This is a genomic window from Pseudomonas sp. SG-MS2, assembly GCF_009933855.1.
In the GTDB taxonomy this organism is placed as follows: domain Bacteria; phylum Pseudomonadota; class Gammaproteobacteria; order Pseudomonadales; family Pseudomonadaceae; genus Aquipseudomonas; species Aquipseudomonas putida_E.
This window is the reverse complement of sequence record NZ_MOMO01000157.1, coordinates 1-19982: the sequence shown is the minus strand read 5'-3', so window position 1 is coordinate 19982 and position 19982 is coordinate 1. Positions and strand designations below refer to the sequence as shown.

Below are 19982 nucleotides of genomic sequence, written 5' to 3'. Positions count from 1 at the left end.
TCGAACCAACGCATGGCAGGATCAAAACCTGCTGCCTTACCGCTTGGCGACGCCCCTGTATCTGTTGCTGCGAGCGCTAGGCACTCGACTTCTTGACCAGACTTTGCAGCTTACGATGCAACATCGAAACATTGCTTCCTTTCGCCACAAACCCTGTTTGGGTCGCTGAAAGAAGGGCCAGAACTTTATCAGCTTCGGCTTTGCTTGGGAAGGCCCCAAACACACAACTTCCAGTGCCGGTTAATCGAGCTTTAGTGAATTTACCCAGTGAATTCAACGCGTTGCGAACTTCCGGGTAACTCTGCTCTACCACCGGTTGGCAGTCATTTCGACTGTTTCCCTCGGGAACGGGGCGCATCTTAAGGGGGAGGGAATCACGTGTCAACTGTGGATGTGAAAAAATTTCTACTGTGCTGACAGACACTTGCGGCACCAGCACGACGTACCAGGGTTCGGCCGGGTCGACCGGGGTCAATTGCTCACCCACTCCTTGGGCGAATGCTGCATGGCCACGCACGAACACCGGCACGTCGGCACCCAGTGTCAGGCCCAGGGCAGCCAGGCGATCTTCGTCCCAATCCAGTTGCCACAAGTGCGTCAGCGCCAGCAGTGTGGTCGCTGCATCCGAACTGCCGCCGCCGATGCCGCCGCCCATGGGCAGCACCTTGGTCAGCCATATATCGGCGCCAAGGCCGGTGCCGGACTGTTCCTGCAGCTTGCGCGCGGCGCGCACGATCAGGTTGCTGTCGTGGGGCACCGCTTCGATCTCGGTGTGCAGGCGGATCGCGCCGTCTTCACGCAGGGCGAAAGTCAGCTCGTCGCCGTGATCGAGGAACTGGAAGACGGTTTCCAGTTCGTGGTAACCGTCCGGGCGGCGGCCGATGATGTGCAGCCACAGGTTGAGCTTGGCCGGGGCGGGCAGGGTGAGCCTGTGCATCGGTCAGCGCCCCAGCTGGCGTGGCTGCCAGTCCTTGACCACCAGGGTCACGTCGAGGTCCTTGCCGTGCAGCTTCAGGCGCTCGGGCAGCCAGTAACCGTTCTGTTCGGTGTAGCTCAGGTACTGCACCTGCCAGCCGTCCTGGTCCAGGCTGGCCAAGCGGCTGTCGCCATCGAGGGTCAGCTTGCTCTTGCTGTCGGGGGCGGGCAGGCCACGCACCCACCAGACCAGGTGCGACACCGGCAATTGCCAGCCCAGCTGTTCTTCCAGCAACGCTTCGGGGCTGGCGGCTTCGTAGCGGCCCTGATTGGCCACTTCCAGTACCACGCCGCCGGGGCGGCCGGTCAGGCGTGCTGCGCCTCGGCCCAGCGGGCCGGCCAGACGGATGTCGTAATAGTCCTGGCGCTGCAACCAGAACAGCGTGCCACTGCCGGAGTCGCGCGGGGCGCGGATGCCGACCTTGCCGTTGATCTGCCAGCCGTCAAGGCTACTCAGTTGCTCTTTATGGGCGCGCCACTGCTGTGGGTCGCCGTGGCCCTGCAGGGCCTCCCGGCTACCGAAGCCGGCACAGCCGGCCAGCAGGGCGATCAGGGTAAAGGTGATGCAATGGCGCAAAAACATGGCGTTAAAGGGTCTCGGATCCGGTCAGGCGCAAGACGGTCTTGCGCAGGATAGGGCTGTCGGGCTGGGCCTCGAAGGCCTTGGCCCAGACCTGGCGAGCTTCACGGCGCTTGCCGTTGGCCCACAGAACCTCGCCCAGGTGAGCAGCCACTTCATGGTCGGGGAAGCGCTCCAGGGCCTGGCGCAGGTAACGCTCGGCCTCTTCGAGGTTGCCCAGGCGATAGGCGACCCAGCCCATGCTGTCGAGGATTGCCGGGTCGTCCGGGGTCAGCTGATAGGCCTTTTCGATCAGGGCCTTGGCTTCAGCGTAACGGGTCGTGCGGTCAGCCAAGGTATAGCCCAGGGCGTTCAGCGCCATGGCGTTTTCCGGTTCGCGGGCGATGATAGCGCGCAGGTCTTTTTCCATCTGCGGCAGGTCGTCACGCTTTTCGGCCAGCATGGCGCGGGTGTAAAGCAGGTTGAGGTCGTCCGGGTAGCGCTGAATGGCCTGCTGCAGCACCTGGTTGGCCTGGGCGTCCTTGTTGTTGTTGCTGTAGCTTTCAGACTCGATCAGGTACAGCTGGATGGCGAGTTCCGGCTGCGCCTCGCGCGCCTCGGCGAGCTGGCGTGACGCTTCGGTGCCGCGACCATTGGCGATGAGGATGTCGGACTGACGCAATTGTGCAGGCAGGTAGTCGGGGCCCGGGCCGACCAGTGCGTATTCGCGCAGGGCGCCGGCCGGGTCGTGGCGTTCTTCGGCGATGCGGCCCAGGTTCAGGTGGGCGGCGTCGACGTTGCTGTCGCGCTCGATCAGCTCACGTAGGTAGCTCTCGGCTTCGTCCCAGTCCTTGTTCTCCAGGCACACCAGCGCCAGCGAGTAACGTAGCTCGTCGTCGTCGGGGTATTGCTGGACCAGGCTGATGAACTCGGCCTTGGCATCGGCGATGCGGTCCTGTTCGACCAGGGTGCGCGCATAGGTCAGGCGCAGGCGCTTGTCTTCCGGGTTGTCGCGGATCGCCCCGCGCAGCAGCGGCAGGGCTTCCGGGCCGCGGTCCAGGGCCTGGAGCAGGCGGGCACGAAGCAGGGTCGGGGCTATCTCGCCATTTTGTGCCGGGTGTGATTCAAGCAGTTCGAGGGCTTCTTCGGCCTTGCCGTCCTGGTTCAGCAGCAGGGCCTTGCCGAACACGAGCTGGCTGTTGTCGGGGTACTTGACCAGCAGGCGGTCGAAACTCTGCATCAGACCGTCGCGGGTGCTCTGGTCGGTCTCTGCGGCCGACAGGGCGAGGAAGTCGAAGTGCGTGTCGCCCTGGCCCTGCAGCACCTTCTCCATATAGGTCATGGAGTCGTCATAGCGGCCTGCGCGGGCCAGCTGGATGGCCGCGGCGCGCTGGGCGTCGAGGTTCTGCGGGTCGTTGCGGGCCCAGATCAAAGCGCTATCCAGGGCCGGCTCGTCGGCGCCGAGGTACTCGGCGATGCGGTAGGCACGCTCGGACACGCCCGGGTCCTGGGTTTTCTCGGCCTGGTCGGTGTAGTTGGCCAGGGCGATATCAAACCGGTTGCGCTGGCCGGCCAGCTCGGCCACCAGCAGGCTGTAGAGCGTGTCCTGCTTGAACGACCCATACACCACGGGCTTCTCGGCCTCGGCCTTGCCGGCTTCGGCAACGGGAGGCTCGGCCTTTTGCGGGGCCAGGCTCTGGCAGCCCTGGAGCAGGGCGAAGGCAAGCAGCAGTGCGTAGGGTCTGTTCATATAAAAAGGCTTAGAAGGACTTACCGGCGGTCGGAGCATGATGACACAAGCGCGGATGCAAACCCACCTGCGAAGGTCGTGGTTTACAGCGTGGTGGTGATAGGTGGGACAGCGGGGCAGGGCAGAGGTTCGGTGCAGTGTTTCGTGACAATTTTCCTCCGCCGTTGGCCGTTTTACAGGGTTGGAAAGAGGAAGTCAGAAAGCATAAGTGCTATGAGTAGCGTGAAGTGCAGGGTCAAAAGGCTAACTAGTATACGCCGTTTTTGTGGCGGTAATTTTTTTGATTTCCTCTGCTCGGCCCACCTCTCTCTATATGAATAGTCTGGGGATTACCGAGGTAACTGAAATCGGGTCTGTACGCATCAGCTTGTCTGGTAAGCCGGCATGCTTGTAGGTGGTTTTATTGTCTGAAATGTATTTGCAGTTTGGCAGGTGCGACTCAAGGATCCCAGTGTATCTGTAAGCGACGTAACACCGAATGATGAATGTAGTTGCCATAAGAGCAAGGATGAAAACACTATCGTGGCGGGCTCAGTCGCGTTCATCTCAGGCGCTCGTGAAGGATGTGTGATTAGCGTTATTGATATGTGGCAGGAATGAAAGGGCTGCTACTCCCGTTTTCACGGTGCTCATTTTGGTTTTCGTAGCTCTTCAGGAAATGCACAGGTGAGCAGCCCGTATCAACTGTCGGTAGCCGCGAGAGGGCGCCATCTTTACAAAGTTGTATAATTTTCTGCAGCATAAAGACATGCGCCAAATGCTAGTAATGCCAGGGCCAGTGCCAGGCAGATAATGACTAGTCTGGTAAGTGGTTTCTTGATGTGATCGGGTAGTTGACTTACTTCGTGGATGTCTATCAATCCTCTGCGTGCGTACGCTTTGGGGAAAATAAGCATGAAGGATATTGCCCCGAACCTTGCAGCTTTGCCAGGCAGGCCAAGCCCGGCGTATAATTTTATGTTGTCGTTAATTAGCTTGGAGTTAGGTAAAAGCGATTCGATATGTTCAATCATTCGATGTGATAAATATAATGTCAACGACATGCTCACGAAAATCGCCGTGATAATGATGGCGAACGCTACGCCGAGAATTTGGTCAGAGGTGGTCACTTCATCACCCGCTCATATAATAGGTCTGCCAGCATAGCTCCTCCCTTGCTTCCGATTTCGCCGCCTACCATGCCTCCGAAAGCTCCACCCGCTACACCGCAAGTAAGGGCTCCGGGACCACCCGTAGCAATGCCCAATACTATGCCGCAAGCCGCCACGCCAACAATGTTACCTGCATAATTGGTTAGTGACTGTCAATGTATGAGGTGAGGCCTTGGGATATGGCTAGCAATGAACAGGAAAGTATAAGGTAGTACCAGAAGAATAAAATCACTCGTTTGGTTTTTTGCGGGATGTTGCGAATGTCATTGGCGTCTGCCAGATTGCGCCGCAAGTAAAAGTTGGGGGTTGATAGCATGCCGGCGATCATGCAAAGTCTCATGGTTTTGCCAAGCATACCTGCGGAGGCAAAGAGCGAGCGGTTTCCTTGTACAAGTCTGCAATTTGTAAGTTGGGATTCCAATGTCTCGATCTGCCGGTAGGCAATGTAGGTAAGTGCGGTTACACTAATTAATAGTGAGGTCACTATGATGAGTGAAACTGCCATTGATAATATGTTTGTCATTTGTTCAGAGCCTCGTAAACAAGCTCTCCAAGGTTTTTCCCCTCGGCCTTGCCGTACTCGCCCCCCAGTACTCCCCCTGCGGCGCCTCCAATAATTACGCATGCAAGTGATCCAGCCCCGCCGCTTGGAACACCAAAGGCGAGGCATATTTGCCCGAGAGCGTACCCGCCAAGGATCGCTCCGCCAGCGGTACCGCTAAGACCTCCCGCTAATGAAGCGCCCTCGATGTATTTTGCTTTTCTGCAGGCCTCCTCACGTCCTAATGTGCATGCCCTCTGAATCTCTAATCCAGTAGCTGCAACCTCAAGTGCTATGCCTATATACGTGCCCTTTTTGATCAGCTTGGCAGCCTTGCCTACCCCGGCAACCTTATCTGCATATCCTGCAATCTCCCCCGTATGCAGGTAGCTCTTCGTGGAAATCGCCAGCGTCCTTTTGATCGACCCTTTATTGCGCAGGCCAGCACCGAAGGCCGTCATTTTGCTCAGTTGCTCATCAAGTTTCATGAAGAGCGTCGACCGCCTCGCATAAAATTGGTCACGGGCCTTGAGGGTGCCGGAACTGAGATATTCCTTGTGCAGTTTTTCAATTTCAAGCAACGTCTCCTGTATGGCTTTCAATTGTCTGCTCCAACCATCACTCGCCACCCCAGCGCCCGTTGCGGCATGAGTGAGTAAGCTTTTAAGTAGCTCGAAATTCTCCAGAAAAAACTCATCAGCACCCTGGCCGCTGCGTGCCAGGCCGATATGTATGACGTGGGCCTTCGACATCAGGAAGGCCTCATGGCTGGTACAAGTAGGCGTAGACCAATCGCCCACGATAACCAGTTCGCCACTTTTCACCACGGTGTTATAAATATGCGAATTCAACACATCGAACTTGCTGGCCGAATGCCCACTGAGCGCAAGGCCTGCTTTGATCGTGTGGTAGTTCTGCATCTTGGGGTTGATAAACGCACGTGCTTCAGACATGGCAGTGACCTCACGCGTGTTTCTTGTTACCGATCCGGTCCCATCCGCCAGCGATGTTACCGCCGCCAGAGCCGTCGATGCGTTTCTGCTGGGTGTAGGTGGTCTTGATTCTGCCGTAGTCGAGCTGGACCACTTCTATTGGAATGCCATCGTCTGCGCTCTGCGTATAATCGGCGATGATCACTTCTTCAAGGATGATTTCGTAATATTTGAGCTTGTCGCCGCCGGCTCGGCACAGTGCCAGTCTGACTTCTTTCAAGTGCTGGCCAGCGCAACTGGCCTCCATCAGTTTGCAGTTGGCGCTGTCGAGAAATTTGGTGAAGGTGAAGTTGCTGACGGCGGTGCGGCCAGAGGTGGCGCCGCCTGCGGAGCTGGCCGTGGCTGAAGTGGTTTGGCTGACACCGAAGTTGTAGCCGGTGACTTCAATCCATTTATTGTACTTTTCATCCAGTGCTTCGCCTGGGATGTCGTCGATTTTCAAATAGGCGTCAAAAGCCATGCTTACCTCTCCTTGGCAGTCATTGGGTGTTAAGGTTTTATCCGCAGGCGGGAGCTTGGCCCGGTCAGTGAGGGGCTAGGCTAGGCTTCGAATTGAGAGGGGGCAATACCTAAGGATGTGTTTCAGAAACGGACTACAGGTTTGTGGAATAACCGCTTTGAATGTATCGAAAGTTGTCATTTCGCTCCTTATCTTGTTAGGAGATATACCCTAACCCGGCACCGACTTTGTGGGAGCCAGCTTGCCGGCGCTCACCGGCGAAGCCGGGGCCATGATCGTGGGGGTTGCATCGCCGGCAAGCCGGCTCCCAGAGGGTGCCCGGTGTGCTTGCCGGCTGTGTTCCCCGCGCGAAAGCAGGTCGGGCGAGCAGGTGCTATCACCTCAATAGCGAACGGTGGTTGTTCTAAAACCTGCGAAAGAGGACAATTATCGGCTTCTCGTCACAACCAGCGACCTTGCATGGCCTTTCTTGCACTTGGTATCAACCATAAGACTGCCTCGGTAGACGTACGCGAGCGCGTGGCGTTTACCCCAGAGCAGCTGGTCGACGCCCTGCAGCAGCTCTGCCGACTGACCGCCAGCCGTGAAGCGGCGATCCTGTCGACCTGCAACCGCAGCGAGCTCTATATAGAGCAGGATCAGCTGTCCGCCGAGGCGGTCCTGCAGTGGCTGGCCGATTATCACCGCCTGAGCCTGGATGAACTGCGGGCCAGCGCCTATATCCATGAAGAGCATGATGCCGTCAGGCACATGATGCGCGTGGCCTCGGGCCTCGACTCGCTGGTGCTTGGCGAACCGCAGATCCTCGGCCAGATGAAGTCGGCCTATGCCGTGGCGCGCGAGGCTGGCACCGTCGGTCCGCTGCTTGGGCGCCTGTTCCAGGCCACCTTCAGCGCCGCCAAGCAGGTGCGTACCGACACCGCGATCGGCGAGAACCCGGTGTCGGTGGCGTTTGCTGCGGTTAGCCTGGCGCGGCAGATCTTCAGCGACCTGGGTCGCAGCCAGGCGCTGCTGATCGGCGCCGGTGAAACCATCACTCTGGTTGCCCGCCACCTGCATGAGCAGGGCGTGCGCCGTATCGTCGTGGCCAACCGTACACTGGAGCGGGCCAGCCTGCTGGCCGAGCAGTTCGGTGCTCACGCCGTGCTGCTGGCCGATATCCCACAAGAGCTGGCGCACAGCGACATCGTCATCAGCTCCACCGCCAGCCAGTTGCCCATCCTGGGCAAGGGCGCGGTGGAAAGCGCGCTGAAGCAGCGCCGGCACAAGCCGATCTTCATGGTCGACATCGCCGTGCCGCGCGACATCGAGCCCGAGGTAGGGGAGCTCGACGACGTGTACTTGTATACCGTCGATGACCTGCACGAAGTGGTCGCGGAAAACCTCAAGAGCCGCCAGGGCGCAGCCCATGCGGCCGAAGAGCTGGTCTCGGTGGGCGCCGAAGACTTCATGGTGCGCCTGCGCGAACTGGCCGCGGTCGACGTGTTGCGCGCCTATCGCCAGCAAAGCGAGCGCCTGCGCGACGAAGAACTGCAAAAGGCCCAGCGTCTGCTGGCCAACGGTGGCAACCCCGAGGACGTACTGGCGCAACTGGCCCGGGGGCTGACCAACAAACTCCTGCATGCGCCCAGCGTGCAGCTGAAAAAGCTCTCGGCCGAGGGCCGCCTCGATGCGCTGGCCATGGCCCAGGAACTCTTTGCCCTCAACGAGGGCTCGACGGACAAATCCTTGCAATGAAAGCGTCGCTGCTGAACAAACTGGACACGCTCCAGGACCGCTTCGAGGAACTCACCGCCTTGCTCGGTGATGCCGAAGTCATTTCCGACCAGGCGCGCTTTCGCGCCTATTCTCGCGAATACGCTGAAGTGGAGCCGGTGATCGGCGCCTATAAAGAATGGCGCAAGGTGCAGGACGACCTCGAAGGCGCCCAGGCGCTGCTCAAGGACGCCGACCCCGATATGCGCGAAATGGCCGTGGAGGAAGTGCGCGAAGCCAAGGAGCAGCTGGTGGTGCTGGAGTCGCAGCTGCAACGCATGCTGTTGCCCAAAGACCCCAATGACGGGCGCAACGTGTTCCTCGAAATTCGCGCCGGCACCGGTGGCGACGAGGCGGCCATCTTCTCGGGCGATCTGTTCCGCATGTATTCGCGCTATGCCGAACGGCGTGGCTGGCGCCTCGAGATTCTTTCCGAGAACGAAGGCGAGCACGGCGGCTATAAAGAGATCATCGCCCGCGTCGAAGGCGACAGCGTTTACGGCAAGCTCAAGTTCGAGTCTGGCGCGCACCGTGTGCAGCGGGTGCCTGAAACCGAATCGCAGGGCCGAATCCACACCTCGGCGTGCACCGTCGCGGTACTGCCCGAGCCGGACGAACAGGTGGCAATCGAGATCAACCCGGCTGATTTGCGCGTGGACACCTACCGCGCATCCGGCGCCGGTGGCCAGCACGTCAACAAGACCGACTCGGCCATCCGCATCACGCACTTGCCTACCGGCATCGTGGTGGAGTGCCAGGAGGAGCGCTCGCAGCACAAGAACCGGGCCCGAGCCATGTCCTGGCTGTCGGCCAAGCTCAATGACATGCAGACCAGCGCCGCGCAGAATGCCATCGCCAGCGAGCGTAAACTGCTGGTAGGTTCGGGCGACCGCTCAGAGCGCATCCGTACCTACAATTATCCACAGGGGCGGGTGACCGATCACCGTATCAACCTGACCCTGTATTCCCTCGACGATATCCTTGCCGGGGGCGTTGACGCGGTGATCGAACCGTTGCTGGCCGAATACCAGGCTGATCAGCTGGCGGCATTGGGGGACTGATGACCATCATTGCCAGCCTGCTGCGCAACGCGCAACTGCCGGATTCGCCCACCGCACGCCTGGACGCCGAACTGCTGCTGGCGGCGGCCATCGGCAAGTCGCGCAGCTACCTGCACACATGGCCTGAACGCATCGTCAGCAGCGAGGATGCGCAGACCTACGCAGGCTACCTGCATCGGCGCCGCGGCGGTGAGCCGGTTGCCTACATTCTGGGCCAACAGGGCTTCTGGAAACTCGACCTGGAAGTGGCACCCCACACGTTGATCCCACGCCCTGATACCGAGCTTCTGGTCGAGACGGCGCTTGAGTTGCAGCCTGCAACGCCCGCCAAGGTGCTCGACCTGGGCACCGGAACCGGCGCGATAGCGCTGGCCTTGGCCAGCGAATGCCCGGCCTGGCAGGTCACGGCGCTGGACCGGGTCGAGGAAGCGGTAGCGCTCGCTGAGCGTAATCGTCAGCGCTTGGGCCTGGGCAACGTCAAGGTGCTCGCCAGCCACTGGTTCAGTGCCTTGGACGGGGAGCGTTTCGACCTGATCCTCAGCAACCCGCCGTACATCGCTGCCGAAGACCCGCACCTGGCTGCCGGTGATGTGCGCTTCGAACCCAGCAGTGCACTGGTGGCCGGGGCCGATGGCCTGGACGACCTGCGGCTGATCGTTGGCCAGGCGCCGGCTCATCTGCTGCCCGGTGGCTGGCTGCTGCTCGAACACGGCTACGACCAGGCACCTGCCGTGCGCGCGCTGCTGAGCGGGCAAGGCTTCATCGAGGTGGCCAGCCGCAAGGACCTGGGCGGTCATGAACGTATTTCCCTGGGGCGCTTGCCATGCTGACCGATCAGGAGTTGTTGCGTTACAGCCGGCAGATTTTGTTGGCACAGGTGGACATCGAAGGCCAGTTGCGCCTCAAGCAGAGCAAGGCGCTGATCATCGGGCTGGGTGGTCTGGGCTCACCGGTGGCGCTCTACCTGGCAGCAGCCGGTGTAGGTGAGCTGCACCTGGCTGATTTCGATACCGTCGACCTGACCAACCTGCAGCGCCAGGTCATCCATGACAGTGGCAGCGTTGGCATGAGCAAGGTGGACTCGGCGCTGCAGCGGCTTGAGGCCATCAATCCTGAAGTCACCTTGGTCGCCCATCGTCAGGCGCTGGATGAAGACTCCCTGGCTGCTGCAGTGGCGGCCGTCGACCTGGTGCTGGACTGTTCCGACAACTTTGGTACCCGGGAGGCGGTCAACGCAGCTTGCTTCGCCCATGGCAAGCCGCTGGTCAGTGGTGCAGCCATCCGCCTCGAAGGGCAGCTGTCGGTGTTCGACCCTCGGCGCGATTACAGCCCTTGCTACCATTGCCTGTATGGCCATGGCAGCGAAGACGAGCTGACCTGCAGCGAAGCCGGAGTGATCGGCCCGCTGGTTGGGTTGGTCGGCAGCCTGCAAGCGCTGGAAGCCATGAAACTGCTGGCTTGTTTTGGCGAGCCGCTGGTGGGCCGCTTGCTGCTGATCGACGCACTGGGCACGCGCCTGCGGGAACTGCGGGTCAAGCGTGACCCGGCTTGTGCGGTATGTGGCAAGCGCGATGGCTGAGCGCTCGGCACCGGTCGGCGTGATGGACTCCGGGGTCGGCGGTTTGTCGGTCCTGGCCGAGATCCAGCGCTTGCTGCCCAGCGAGTCGCTGCTCTATGTGGCCGATTGCGGGCATGTGCCGTATGGCGAGAAAACCCCCGACTACATCCGCCAGCGCTGCCGGCGCATTGCCGAGTTCTTCCAGGCGCAGGGCGCCAAGGCGATGGTGCTGGCCTGTAACACCGCTACCGTGGCAGCGGTTGCCGACCTGCGTGAGCTGTATCCCGACTGGCCGCTGGTAGGGATGGAGCCGGCGGTGAAGCCTGCCGCTGCTGCCACCCGTTCCGGCGTGGTCGGTGTGCTGGCCACTACCGGCACCTTGCAGAGCGCCAAGTTCGCCGCCTTGCTCGACCGCTTCGCCAACGATGTGCGCGTGGTCACCCAGCCTTGCCCTGGGCTGGTCGAGCTGATCGAGACGGGTGACCTTGGCAGCCTGCAATTGCGCCAGCTGTTGCTTGGTTACTTGCAGCCCTTACTGGCGGCAGGTTGCGATACGCTGATTCTCGGGTGTACCCATTACCCGTTCCTGCGCCCGTTACTGGCCGGGATGGTGCCCGCCGACGTCGCTATCATCGATACCGGTGCGGCGGTGGCGCGCCAACTGCAACGGTTACTGGCCGCGCGCGAACTACTGGCCGAGGGGCCGGCACGCGAAGCTGCATTCTGGACCAGTGCCGATCCGCGATCTTTGGAAAACATCCTCCCTGTGCTGTGGAACAAGTCGGGCAGTGTGCAACGTTTTCAGTTGTAAAAAAAACGTGAAAAACAGCTGAACTATCGTCCCACTCCTGATTTCTATTTTTTGCCTGCCATGAGGCGAACACTTACAACAGCATTGGAAAGAAGGATGTTTCTCATGAGGAAACTGCTCGGCTTGGCGGCGGCTGCCGCCGTCACTTTGGGACAGATCGCGGTAGTGCAAGCTGCCGATGTTTCGTTATCGGTAGGGCAGACGGGTGACTCCACCCAGGTTTACCGCCTGGGCCTTCAGTCCAACTGGGATGCCAGCTGGTGGCAGACGAGCGTCGGTCGGCTGACCGGTTATTGGGACGGGGCTTACACCTATTGGGACGGCGACGAGACGGCGAGCAACCACAGCCTGTCTTTCGCACCGGTATTCGTCTACGAGTTCGCTGGTGAGTCAGTGAAGCCCTACATCGAGGCGGGCATCGGCGTGGCTGCATTTGCCAGCACTGAGCTTGAAAGCAACGAATTGGGTTCGTCGTTCCAGTTCGAAGACCGAATCGGTTTCGGGCTGCGCTTTGCAGGTGGCCATGAGATTGGCGTGCGGGCAATCCACTATTCCAACGCCGGCATCAAGCAGCCCAACGATGGGGTCGAGAGCTACAGCCTGCATTACCGCATGGCACTCTGAGTTTGCCATTGCCACCCACTTCGCGGGGCCGCGAAGCGGGTGGCAATGCCTCCTCATCACTTAGCGTGACAATGGCCACAAGCTACTCAGGTTCGTGACCTCCAGCACAAGCTCCGGCTCGCGCAGTGGCAAGCGTTGCAGCAGCTCCTGCGCGGCGCTCTGCGGCGTCCAGTCTTCAGGAAAGGCCGTAGCTGAGGTGACCGGTGTCTTCAACGAATGTGGCGCCACCACCGTCAGGTCAATGCCCTGATTTTTCAGCGACTGACGCGCCTCGCGAAACCACTGCGGTGTGTTGTTCCAGCCTGCTGTGACGCGCGTGGGCGCATACAACTGCAAGGCAGAATAACGGTTGAAGATTGCCATTACCTGCGGCTTTTCGCCTTTCAACAGCAACGGTACAGCCTGGCCCAGGCAGTGCTCGGCCGCCAGCTGGTTACTGCTTACGATCGTCTCGAACACGTCTGTGGCCGATACCGCATCCGGCAGATAATCGGTGGCCCCTGCATTGATGATCAGGCTGTCCAGCGCGCCCCAGGCATGACAAAGCTCAAGGCAGGCGCTGGCCGCCTGGTCTTCGTCATGCAACTGCCATGGCAGGCGCAACAGGCGGCTACCGTGGTGCGCTGCCAAGGTATCGAGCGCCTGGCAATCCTTCCCGCTTGTCGCTACCCGGTGCCCTAGCCCGAGCAATTGCTCCACCAAGGCCAAACCCAGACCACTACCTGCTCCCGTAACCCAGAAAATTCGCGGATGATTCAATACGCGGACCCCTCACCCTACCTGCGCGATAACCCCTTGAAGGCCTCCAGTGCACGCTGGCGGCTACTACTGAGGTCAACTATAGGACGATGGTACGAATTTTCGGCGAAAAGATCCTTGTTTTGCGTAGGCAGATGGATACTTTTTTCATCCAGCTTGCGCAACTCGGGTACCCAGTGGCGAATGAAGTGCCCCTGTGGGTCGAAGCGTTGCGACTGCGAAACAGGGTTGAAAATACGGAAGTACGGCACCGCATCTGTGCCTGTGGAGGCGCTCCACTGCCAGCCGCCATTGTTAGCGGCCAGATCACCGTCGATCAGGTGGCGCATGAAGTGCCGTTCGCCCAGGCGCCAGTCGATCAGCAGGTTCTTGCTGAGGAACATGGCGACGATCATGCGCAGGCGATTGTGCATCCATCCGGTGTGCAGCAACTGGCGCATGGCCGCGTCAATGATCGGGAACCCGGTGCGTCCCTGTTCCCAGGCCTCAAGGTCGGCAGGGGCGTCGCGCCAAGGCAGCGATTCGGTGTGTGTGCGGAATGCTCGGTGGCGTGACACCTGTGGATAACCGGTCAGGATATGCTTGTAGAACTCGCGCCAGAGCAATTCGTTGATCCAGGTCTGGGTGCCGGTACTACCGCTGTCGAACTCGCCGCGGTTGCTCGCCAGTGCGGCGTGCAGGCACTGGCGGGGCGAGACCACCCCGGCCGCCAGGTAGGCCGACAGTTGGCTGGTGCCAGGTTTTGCCGGCAGGTCGCGCAGGTGATGGTAGTCCTCGATGGTTTCGTCCACGAAGCGTGCCAGTCGGGCTTGTGCCTCGTCCTCGCCCGCAGGCCAGTATTCGCTCAGGGTGCGCGATGGTTTGTCGAAGCCATCGATGTGCTGGGGAATGGGGTCGCTGGCGATACCCACGGGGGCCTGGCGCTTTACCCGAGGTGCTTGTGACGGCAGGCTTCGGTGCAGGTGCTCCAGGCAGACTTTCTTGAACTGACTGAAGACCTGGAAGTAATCACCACTGCGTGTCAGCACGGTGCCGGGGCGGAACAACAGCTGATCGAGGTAACTGTGAGCCTGAACGCCGGAGGCTTCCAGTAACGCGCGGGTCGCCTGGTCGCGGCTGTTTTCGTTGATGCCGTACTCATCGTTCCAGTGCACCGCTTCGATGTTGTGCTGGCGGCACACGTCGAGCAGCGTTTGGGCCGCCTGCTCCCAGGTGTCGATCCTGCGGACCAGCAACGGAATATTGAGGCCCTCCAGTGACTGGCGCAGGTCGCGCAGGTTACGCAGCCAGAAGTCGACCTTGCAGGCAGCGTCGTCATGCGCCTGCCACTGGCCTGGGCTGGCAAGCCACAAGGCCACGGTAGGGCCACGTTCACAGGCGGCGCTCAGGGCGGTGTTGTCGTTGACGCGCAGGTCGCTGCGCAGCCAGATCAGTTGCATGGGTATCTACTCTACAGGCGGGCGGTCATTGCCTTGCAGCGTGCGCAATGCCGCCTGCGGGGTATCGAACAGGAAAAGCTCGGGCAGACCGTAGCCGTGCAGTTGAGCTTTGTGGAGGGAAATCGTGGCGCCGCCCAGCAGCTTGGTGCCTGCTATCCCCTGCAGGGTACGCAGCAGGGCCCGGCCATCGATGCGCGGGCCCAGGTGCAGCAGCAGGGCGCGAGGTTGCAGGGCGGTGACGGCACGTTGCAACTCCACTCCGCTCACGGGGTTTTCAAGCACTTCGACAGGGATGCCGCTGCTGCTCAGCAGCCAGGCATACAGCCAAAGGCTGGGGTCGAAGGCGTGCTCACTGTCTTCGGCCAGCAACACGGCCGGGCCGTGCAGTGATTGATTGTCGTGATAGACCCGTGCGCCCAGCTTGCTGCGCAGCCAAGTGTGGAAGAACACCTGTTCGAGCCTGGCATTGAAGTAATTGCACCAACGTTGCCCCAGGCTATCGAGCAATGGCAGCAGCAATTTCTCGCACAGGGTGATGGCCGGATACAGCGCCATGGCTTGATTGAGTTGCTGGTCGAGGCTGCGCTGGGACAGGTTGGCGATGGCCTCTATCAACTGTTGCTGGCGGGTTTGCCAGTCGCCTTGCGGGGCAACGCCGGGTGGCTTGTCGAGCAGCTCGCGCACCTGGCCGACCGATGCGCCGCGTTCCAGCCAGGCCAGGATCGCTTCGACACGTTCGACTTGGTCGCGGCCATACAAGCGGTGGCCTTTGGCGGTACGTTGCGGCTTCAGCAGCCCGTAGCGCCGCTCCCAGGCGCGCAGGGTCACCGGATTCACACCGGTGCGGCGTGCCAGTTCACCGATGGGCATGGGCGCTTCAGACTGCATTGCGTAGCCCCAGGCTATCGGGGTGCGGCTGTAAGTAGGTCTGTTGCTGCAGGTAGGGATCAGGGTGCTTGCGCAAATGGTGTTTGAGCAAGGTCAGCGGAACTACCAGCGGTACGACCCCTTGCTGGTACTGGTCGATGATGTGTTGCAGCTCGGCCTTGTCCTGCTGCGTCAGCGCGTCCTTGAAGTAGCCACTGAGGTGCTGCAGTACGTTGCCATGTGTGCCGCGGCTGGCGCAGCGACGCAGCGCCTGCATCAACTGGCTGAAATAGCGGGGCCCGATCACCTGAGGGTCATCGTCCCGGCTCATGCTGCCAAGCAGGCGCCCAAGCTGTCGGTAAGCCTGCGGGTTGTTGGCCATGAGCAGGTACTTGTAGCGTGAATGGAAGCGCACCAGTGCGCCACGGCTCAGACCCTCGGCCAGCAGGCGCTGCCAGTCCGCGTAGGCGTAGACGCGGCTGATGAAGTTCTCGCGCAATACCGGGTCGTGCAGGCGCCCCTCTTCCTCGACCGGCAGGTCCGGGCGACGGGCACAGAAAGCCGCTGCGTAGGCACCTCTGCCACCCTGTACTGCCGGGTGACCGTTATCCTGGTAGACCTTGACCCGCTCCAGCCCGCAGGACGGCGACTTCTGCATGAAAATGTAGCCACAGATATCGTCAAGCTCGGCGGCCATCTGTTCGCCGTAACTGGCGAGCGGGCCGGTGACGTCCATGCCAGGGTTGCGTGTCCCGACCACGGCCGGGTGTTCGGGGTCACCGACCAGCCGGATCGGGTCGCGGGGCACCCCAAGGCCGATGGCCACCTCGGGGCAGACCGGTAGCCAGTCGAAGTGTTCTTCCAGCTGGGTGCGGCACAGATCGGACGACTTGTGCCCGCCGTTGTAGCGCACACTGTGGCCTGTCAGGCATGAGCTGATGGCAATGCGGGGCTTACTGTGGGCGGATGGATCGTGCATGGCTGTCTCCGAAAACTTGTACATTGATTCGCGCGTGTACAAGGTTATTCCAGCACAGCCACAAACTTATGCAAACTAGTATTTTTGTATAGTTTTGCAGTTTTGTTTAGTCGAGATGCTCCAGCAGGCGTCGTGCCGCCTCCTGACCGCTGAGCCAGGCGCCTTCCACGCGGCCCGACAGGCACCAGTCGCCACAGGCATAGAGCCCTTGGTCGGCATCGGCCAGCGCGCCCCATTCGTGACTGCCGGCCGGCCGTGCATACAACCAGCGATGTGCCACGGAGAAGGACGCTGCAGGCACCACGCAGCCGACCAGTTCGGCGAACTCTCCCCAAAGCTGCTCGATCACTTCTTCCTTGGCCAGGTCGATATGCTGCTTGCTCCACGTGGAAGTGGCATGCAGTACCCAGGTATCGAGCTGCTCATCGCGGCCTGGCTTGCTGCGGTTGCGTGCCAACCAGTCGAGCGGGTTGTCCTGCACGAAGCAGCCCTGCATCGGTGTGTCCAGCGGTGTCTGAAAGGCCAGGGCAACGGCCCATGTAGGCTCCATCACCACGCCCGCAGCCACGGCGGCAAGTTTTGGGGTGGCCGCCAGTAGCGGCGTGGCCTGGGGCGCGGGGACGGCGATCACAACGCGGCTGAATGGGCCATGGCTGCAGCCTTCGGTATCCTGAAGGTGCCAGTACTGCTTGCCGCGAAACACTTCGGCAATGCGGCAGCCGAAGTTCACCGTGACGTCCTTGAGCATGCCGCGGGTGATCGCGCTCATGCGCGGCACGCCGACCCAGCGCGTCTGCTCGTCGGGCGAGGGCGTCAGTTCGCCGTCACGGTAGTTGTACAGCTGCGGCTTCCATTGTTCGGCCCAGCCGGCAGCTACCCATTGCTGCACCTGCTCGACGAAGCGACGGTCGCGCGCAGTGAAGTATTGGGCACCCAGATCGAGCGCACCGGCCTCGCTGCGTTTGCTGGCCATGCGCCCGCCACTGCCGTGGCCTTTGTCGAACAGGTGAACGGACTGCCCGGCCTTTTGCAGGGCCTGGGCAGCGGAAAGGCCGGCGATACCGGCACCGATGATGGCAATAGGTACTGTCATGATGGCCTCTTCGAACCGTGCTGTAAGCAGACTACGCTGTCAGGCAAACCTGTATAATACTTAAAATTTGTATAAGGTTATTCCGCTTCATAGGGCAGGTTGGCCTATGTTTATCTGAGAGCGTTGGGTTAAAAAAGTGCCTTGTTGTAAAAATAGACCATCGCCGCACTCTGTGAGGACACAGCCATGCATATATTGCTGACAGGCGGCACTGGCTTGATCGGCCAGCATCTTTGCCCGTTCTGGCTCGCCCAGGGTCATCGCCTGACCGTGTGGAGCCGGCGCCCTGATCAGGTTGCGCGCCTCTGTGGCAGCGGGGTGCGCGGGATTGCCCAACTGGAGGAACTGGCCGCTGACGAGCCGGTGGACGCCGTGATCAACCTGGCTGGCGCGCCGATTGCCGACCGGCCCTGGACCGCCGCCCGGCGCAATGTGCTTTGGGCCAGCCGTATCAGCCTTACCGAGCAATTGCTGGGCTGGCTCGGTACCCGTGAGCAACGTCCCGAAGTGCTGATTTCGGGTTCTGCGGTGGGCTGGTATGGCGATGGCGGTGAGCGCGAATTGACCGAAGCATCGCCGCCGGTGCGCGAGGATTTCGCCAGCCAGCTGTGCATTGCCTGGGAGGAAACAGCGCAACGTGCGCAGGCCCTTGGGCTGCGCGTGGTGTTGGTGCGCACGGGGCTGGTGCTGGCCAGCGATGGCGGTTTCCTGTCGCGCCTGCGCCTGCCGTTCAAGCTGGGGCTGGGCGGCCCGTTGGGCAATGGGCGGCAATGGATGCCTTGGGTACATATAGACGACCAGGTCGCCCTGATAGATTTTCTCTTGCGGCACAAGGACGCCAGCGGTCCTTATAATGCCTGCGCGCCAGAGCCTGTGCGTAACCGCGAATTCGCCCGGCGCCTGGGCCGGGCGCTGCACCGGCCGGCGCTGTTGCCGGTACCTGGCCTGCTGCTGAAGGCGGGCCTCGGAGAGCTGTCGACGTTGTTGCTTGGTGGCCAGCGGGCACGCCCTGTGCGTTTGCTGGCCGCGGGCTTCACGTTCCGTTACAACGATCTGCAATCGGCCCTGGACAACCTGTCCAGGCGCCTCTGACATAGGACGCTGCATGACCGATCACGCTCTGTTGCTGGTCAACCTGGGTTCTCCGGCTTCCACCTCGGTAGCCGATGTACGCCGCTACCTCAACCAGTTCCTGATGGACCCTTACGTGGTCGACCTGCCATGGCCGGTGCGGCGCTTGCTGGTGTCGCTGATCCTGATCAAGCGCCCAGAGCAGTCTGCCCATGCCTATGCTTCGATCTGGTGGGACGAAGGCTCACCCTTGGTGGTGTTGACGCGTCGCCTGCAGGCCGCGATGGTCGAGCACTGGCCCCATGGTCCGGTGGAAATCGCCATGCGCTATGGCGAGCCAGCACTGGCGCAGGTGCTTGAGCGCCTCGCCGCTCAAGGTGTGCGCAAGGTGACACTGGCGCCGCTTTATCCACAATTCGCTGACAGCACGGTGACTACGGTCGTGGCACTGGCCAACCAGACTGTCGCCGAACGCGCCTTGCCGTTGCAGTTGCGTGTGCTGCAACCGTTCTACGACCACCCTGAATACATCGATGCCCTGGTGGCCAGTGCACGGCCCTATCTTGAGCAGGACTACGACCACCTGTTGTTGAGCTTCCATGGCTTGCCCGAGCGGCACCTGAAGAAGCTCATGCCTGGTAGCAAGCATGATTTGCGGGCAGCGGACTGCTGCAAGGACGCCAGTGCCGAAGTGCGGGCGGTGTGCTACCGGGGGCAGTGCCTGGCGTCGGCCAAGGCGTTCGCCACCAGGATGGGCATCCCGGACGGCAAGTGGTCTGTCTCGTTCCAGTCGCGGTTAGGCCGAGACAAGTGGATCGAACCCTATACCGAGACGCGTCTGGATGAACTGGCCAAGGCCGGGGCGAAGAAGCTGCTGGTGATGTGCCCGGCATTCGTGGCCGATTGCATCGAGACGCTGGAGGAAATTGGCGATCGCGGCAAGGAGCAGTTCATCGAGGCAGGGGGCGAAGAGTTGGTGCTGGTGCCGTGCCTGAATGATCACCCGGAGTGGGTGAGGGTGCTGGCGCGGATGTGTGAAAAGGCTTGAATTGAAGGGGCCGCTTTGCGGCCCCTTAGCGACGCAAGGCCGCTCTTATACATCCAGCTTCTCTTTTTTCCAGCCATCGTTGCCCGGCAGGATCAGGTTCAGGGCAATGGCCACGATAGCGCACAGGGCGATGCCCTTCAGGCCCCAATCATCAGGGCCGTCGCCGCTGCCGATCAGCACGCCGCCGATACCGAACACCAGGGTCACCGACACGATCACCAGGTTGCGAGCTTCGCCCAGGTCGATCTTGTGGCGGATCATGGTGTTCATGCCCACCGCCGCGATCGAACCGAACAACAGGCAGAGGATGCCGCCCATCACCGGCACCGGGATGCTCTGCAACAACGCACCGAACTTGCCGATGAAGGCCAGGGTGATGGCAAAGACCGCCGCCCAGGTCATGATCTTCGGGTTGTAGTTCTTGGTCAGCATCACGGCGCCGGTCACTTCGGCATACGTGGTATTGGGCGGGCCGCCGAACAGGCCGGC

20 protein-coding genes are annotated in these 19982 nt (G+C 61.1%); 8 read left to right on the top strand and 12 right to left on the bottom strand.

All coding sequences use genetic code 11. From position 1 onward, the window contains the following. Window positions 1–76: 76 nt before the first annotated feature. The 6 genes from ispE to BLX42_RS13020 all read right to left on the bottom strand — a co-directional run bounded on the left by ispE (window position 77) and on the right by BLX42_RS13020 (window position 6428). Window positions 77–937 carry a 4-(cytidine 5'-diphospho)-2-C-methyl-D-erythritol kinase gene (gene ispE, locus BLX42_RS13045; RefSeq protein ID WP_161871929.1) on the bottom strand — a complete coding sequence of 287 codons (861 nt, stop codon included), beginning with the start codon at window positions 935–937 and terminating at the stop codon, window positions 77–79. Between the two features lie 3 nt (window positions 938–940). Next, window positions 941–1558 (bottom strand): lipoprotein insertase outer membrane protein LolB, encoded by a 618-nt coding sequence (lolB, locus tag BLX42_RS13040; RefSeq protein WP_046784565.1) that lies wholly within the window; start codon window positions 1556–1558, stop codon window positions 941–943. Between the two features lie 4 nt (window positions 1559–1562). Further along, window positions 1563–3284 (bottom strand): tetratricopeptide repeat protein, encoded by a 1722-nt coding sequence (locus BLX42_RS13035; protein ID WP_046784564.1) that lies wholly within the window; start codon window positions 3282–3284, stop codon window positions 1563–1565. A gap of 713 nt (window positions 3285–3997) precedes the next feature. After that, the gene (locus tag BLX42_RS13030) at window positions 3998–4393 is read right to left on the bottom strand and encodes a hypothetical protein (RefSeq protein ID WP_052750391.1); all 396 of its coding nucleotides are present in this window, start codon (window positions 4391–4393) and stop codon (window positions 3998–4000) included. 561 nt (window positions 4394–4954) lie between these two features. Then, entirely contained in the window at window positions 4955–5929 is a 975-nt protein-coding gene (locus BLX42_RS13025; protein WP_046784562.1) for a hypothetical protein, read from the bottom strand. Between the two features lie 10 nt (window positions 5930–5939). Next, window positions 5940–6428, bottom strand: coding sequence for a type VI secretion system tube protein Hcp (locus tag BLX42_RS13020; RefSeq protein ID WP_161871928.1), 489 nt, complete (start codon window positions 6426–6428; stop codon window positions 5940–5942). A 459-nt stretch (window positions 6429–6887) separates the two neighbouring features. Between BLX42_RS13020 and hemA the strand changes: the two genes are divergently transcribed. From hemA to BLX42_RS12990, 6 genes are all read left to right on the top strand, one after another. After that, window positions 6888–8165 (top strand): glutamyl-tRNA reductase, encoded by a 1278-nt coding sequence (hemA, locus tag BLX42_RS13015; RefSeq protein WP_161871927.1) that lies wholly within the window; start codon window positions 6888–6890, stop codon window positions 8163–8165. Beyond that, window positions 8162–9244, top strand: a complete 1083-nt coding sequence (prfA, locus tag BLX42_RS13010; RefSeq protein ID WP_115273862.1) for a peptide chain release factor 1 — start codon at window positions 8162–8164, stop codon at window positions 9242–9244. The genes hemA and prfA overlap by 4 nt, the downstream gene beginning before the upstream one ends. Then, a complete protein-coding gene (gene prmC, locus BLX42_RS13005) occupies window positions 9244–10074 on the top strand; it encodes a peptide chain release factor N(5)-glutamine methyltransferase (protein ID WP_125923393.1) in 831 nt (276 codons plus the stop codon). Before prfA ends, prmC begins: the two co-directional genes overlap by 1 nt. Beyond that, on the top strand, window positions 10068–10823 hold the full coding sequence (locus BLX42_RS13000) for a molybdopterin-synthase adenylyltransferase MoeB (RefSeq protein ID WP_161871926.1): 756 nt from the start codon (window positions 10068–10070) through the stop codon (window positions 10821–10823). Before prmC ends, BLX42_RS13000 begins: the two co-directional genes overlap by 7 nt. Further along, window positions 10816–11613, top strand: coding sequence for a glutamate racemase (murI, locus tag BLX42_RS12995; RefSeq protein WP_046784558.1), 798 nt, complete (start codon window positions 10816–10818; stop codon window positions 11611–11613). The genes BLX42_RS13000 and murI overlap by 8 nt, the downstream gene beginning before the upstream one ends. 105 nt (window positions 11614–11718) lie before the next feature. After that, complete coding sequence (locus BLX42_RS12990) at window positions 11719–12237, top strand: acyloxyacyl hydrolase (RefSeq protein WP_012316258.1); 519 nt, start codon at window positions 11719–11721, stop codon at window positions 12235–12237. A gap of 60 nt (window positions 12238–12297) precedes the next feature. Here the strand turns inward: BLX42_RS12990 and BLX42_RS12985 are convergent, their stop codons facing one another. The 5 genes from BLX42_RS12985 to BLX42_RS12965 form a co-directional block, all read right to left on the bottom strand. Further along, window positions 12298–12996: an SDR family oxidoreductase gene (locus tag BLX42_RS12985; protein WP_046784557.1), complete on the bottom strand. Its 699-nt coding sequence runs from the start codon at window positions 12994–12996 to the stop codon at window positions 12298–12300. A gap of 17 nt (window positions 12997–13013) precedes the next feature. Further along, window positions 13014–14435, bottom strand: coding sequence for a deoxyribodipyrimidine photo-lyase (gene phrB, locus BLX42_RS12980; protein ID WP_161871925.1), 1422 nt, complete (start codon window positions 14433–14435; stop codon window positions 13014–13016). 6 nt (window positions 14436–14441) lie between these two features. After that, complete coding sequence (locus tag BLX42_RS12975; protein WP_046784556.1) at window positions 14442–15323, bottom strand: MerR family transcriptional regulator; 882 nt, start codon at window positions 15321–15323, stop codon at window positions 14442–14444. Further along, entirely contained in the window at window positions 15313–16281 is a 969-nt protein-coding gene (locus BLX42_RS12970; protein ID WP_115275490.1) for a DUF523 and DUF1722 domain-containing protein, read from the bottom strand. The genes BLX42_RS12975 and BLX42_RS12970 overlap by 11 nt, the downstream gene beginning before the upstream one ends. A 106-nt stretch (window positions 16282–16387) precedes the next feature. After that, window positions 16388–17374, bottom strand: a complete 987-nt coding sequence (locus BLX42_RS12965) for an NAD(P)/FAD-dependent oxidoreductase (protein ID WP_115273868.1) — start codon at window positions 17372–17374, stop codon at window positions 16388–16390. 186 nt (window positions 17375–17560) lie between these two features. On the opposite strand from BLX42_RS12965, the gene BLX42_RS12960 reads away from it, so the two are divergent. Continuing rightward, the gene (locus BLX42_RS12960) at window positions 17561–18466 is read left to right on the top strand and encodes a TIGR01777 family oxidoreductase (RefSeq protein WP_012316252.1); all 906 of its coding nucleotides are present in this window, start codon (window positions 17561–17563) and stop codon (window positions 18464–18466) included. Between the two features lie 13 nt (window positions 18467–18479). Continuing rightward, complete coding sequence (gene hemH / locus BLX42_RS12955; protein ID WP_046784553.1) at window positions 18480–19493, top strand: ferrochelatase; 1014 nt, start codon at window positions 18480–18482, stop codon at window positions 19491–19493. Window positions 19494–19538: 45 nt separating this feature from the next. On the opposite strand, the gene BLX42_RS12950 is transcribed toward hemH, so the two are convergent. Further along, window positions 19539–19982: solute carrier family 23 protein (locus tag BLX42_RS12950; RefSeq protein WP_306092924.1), on the bottom strand; the 444-nt coding region annotated here is incomplete at its 5' end.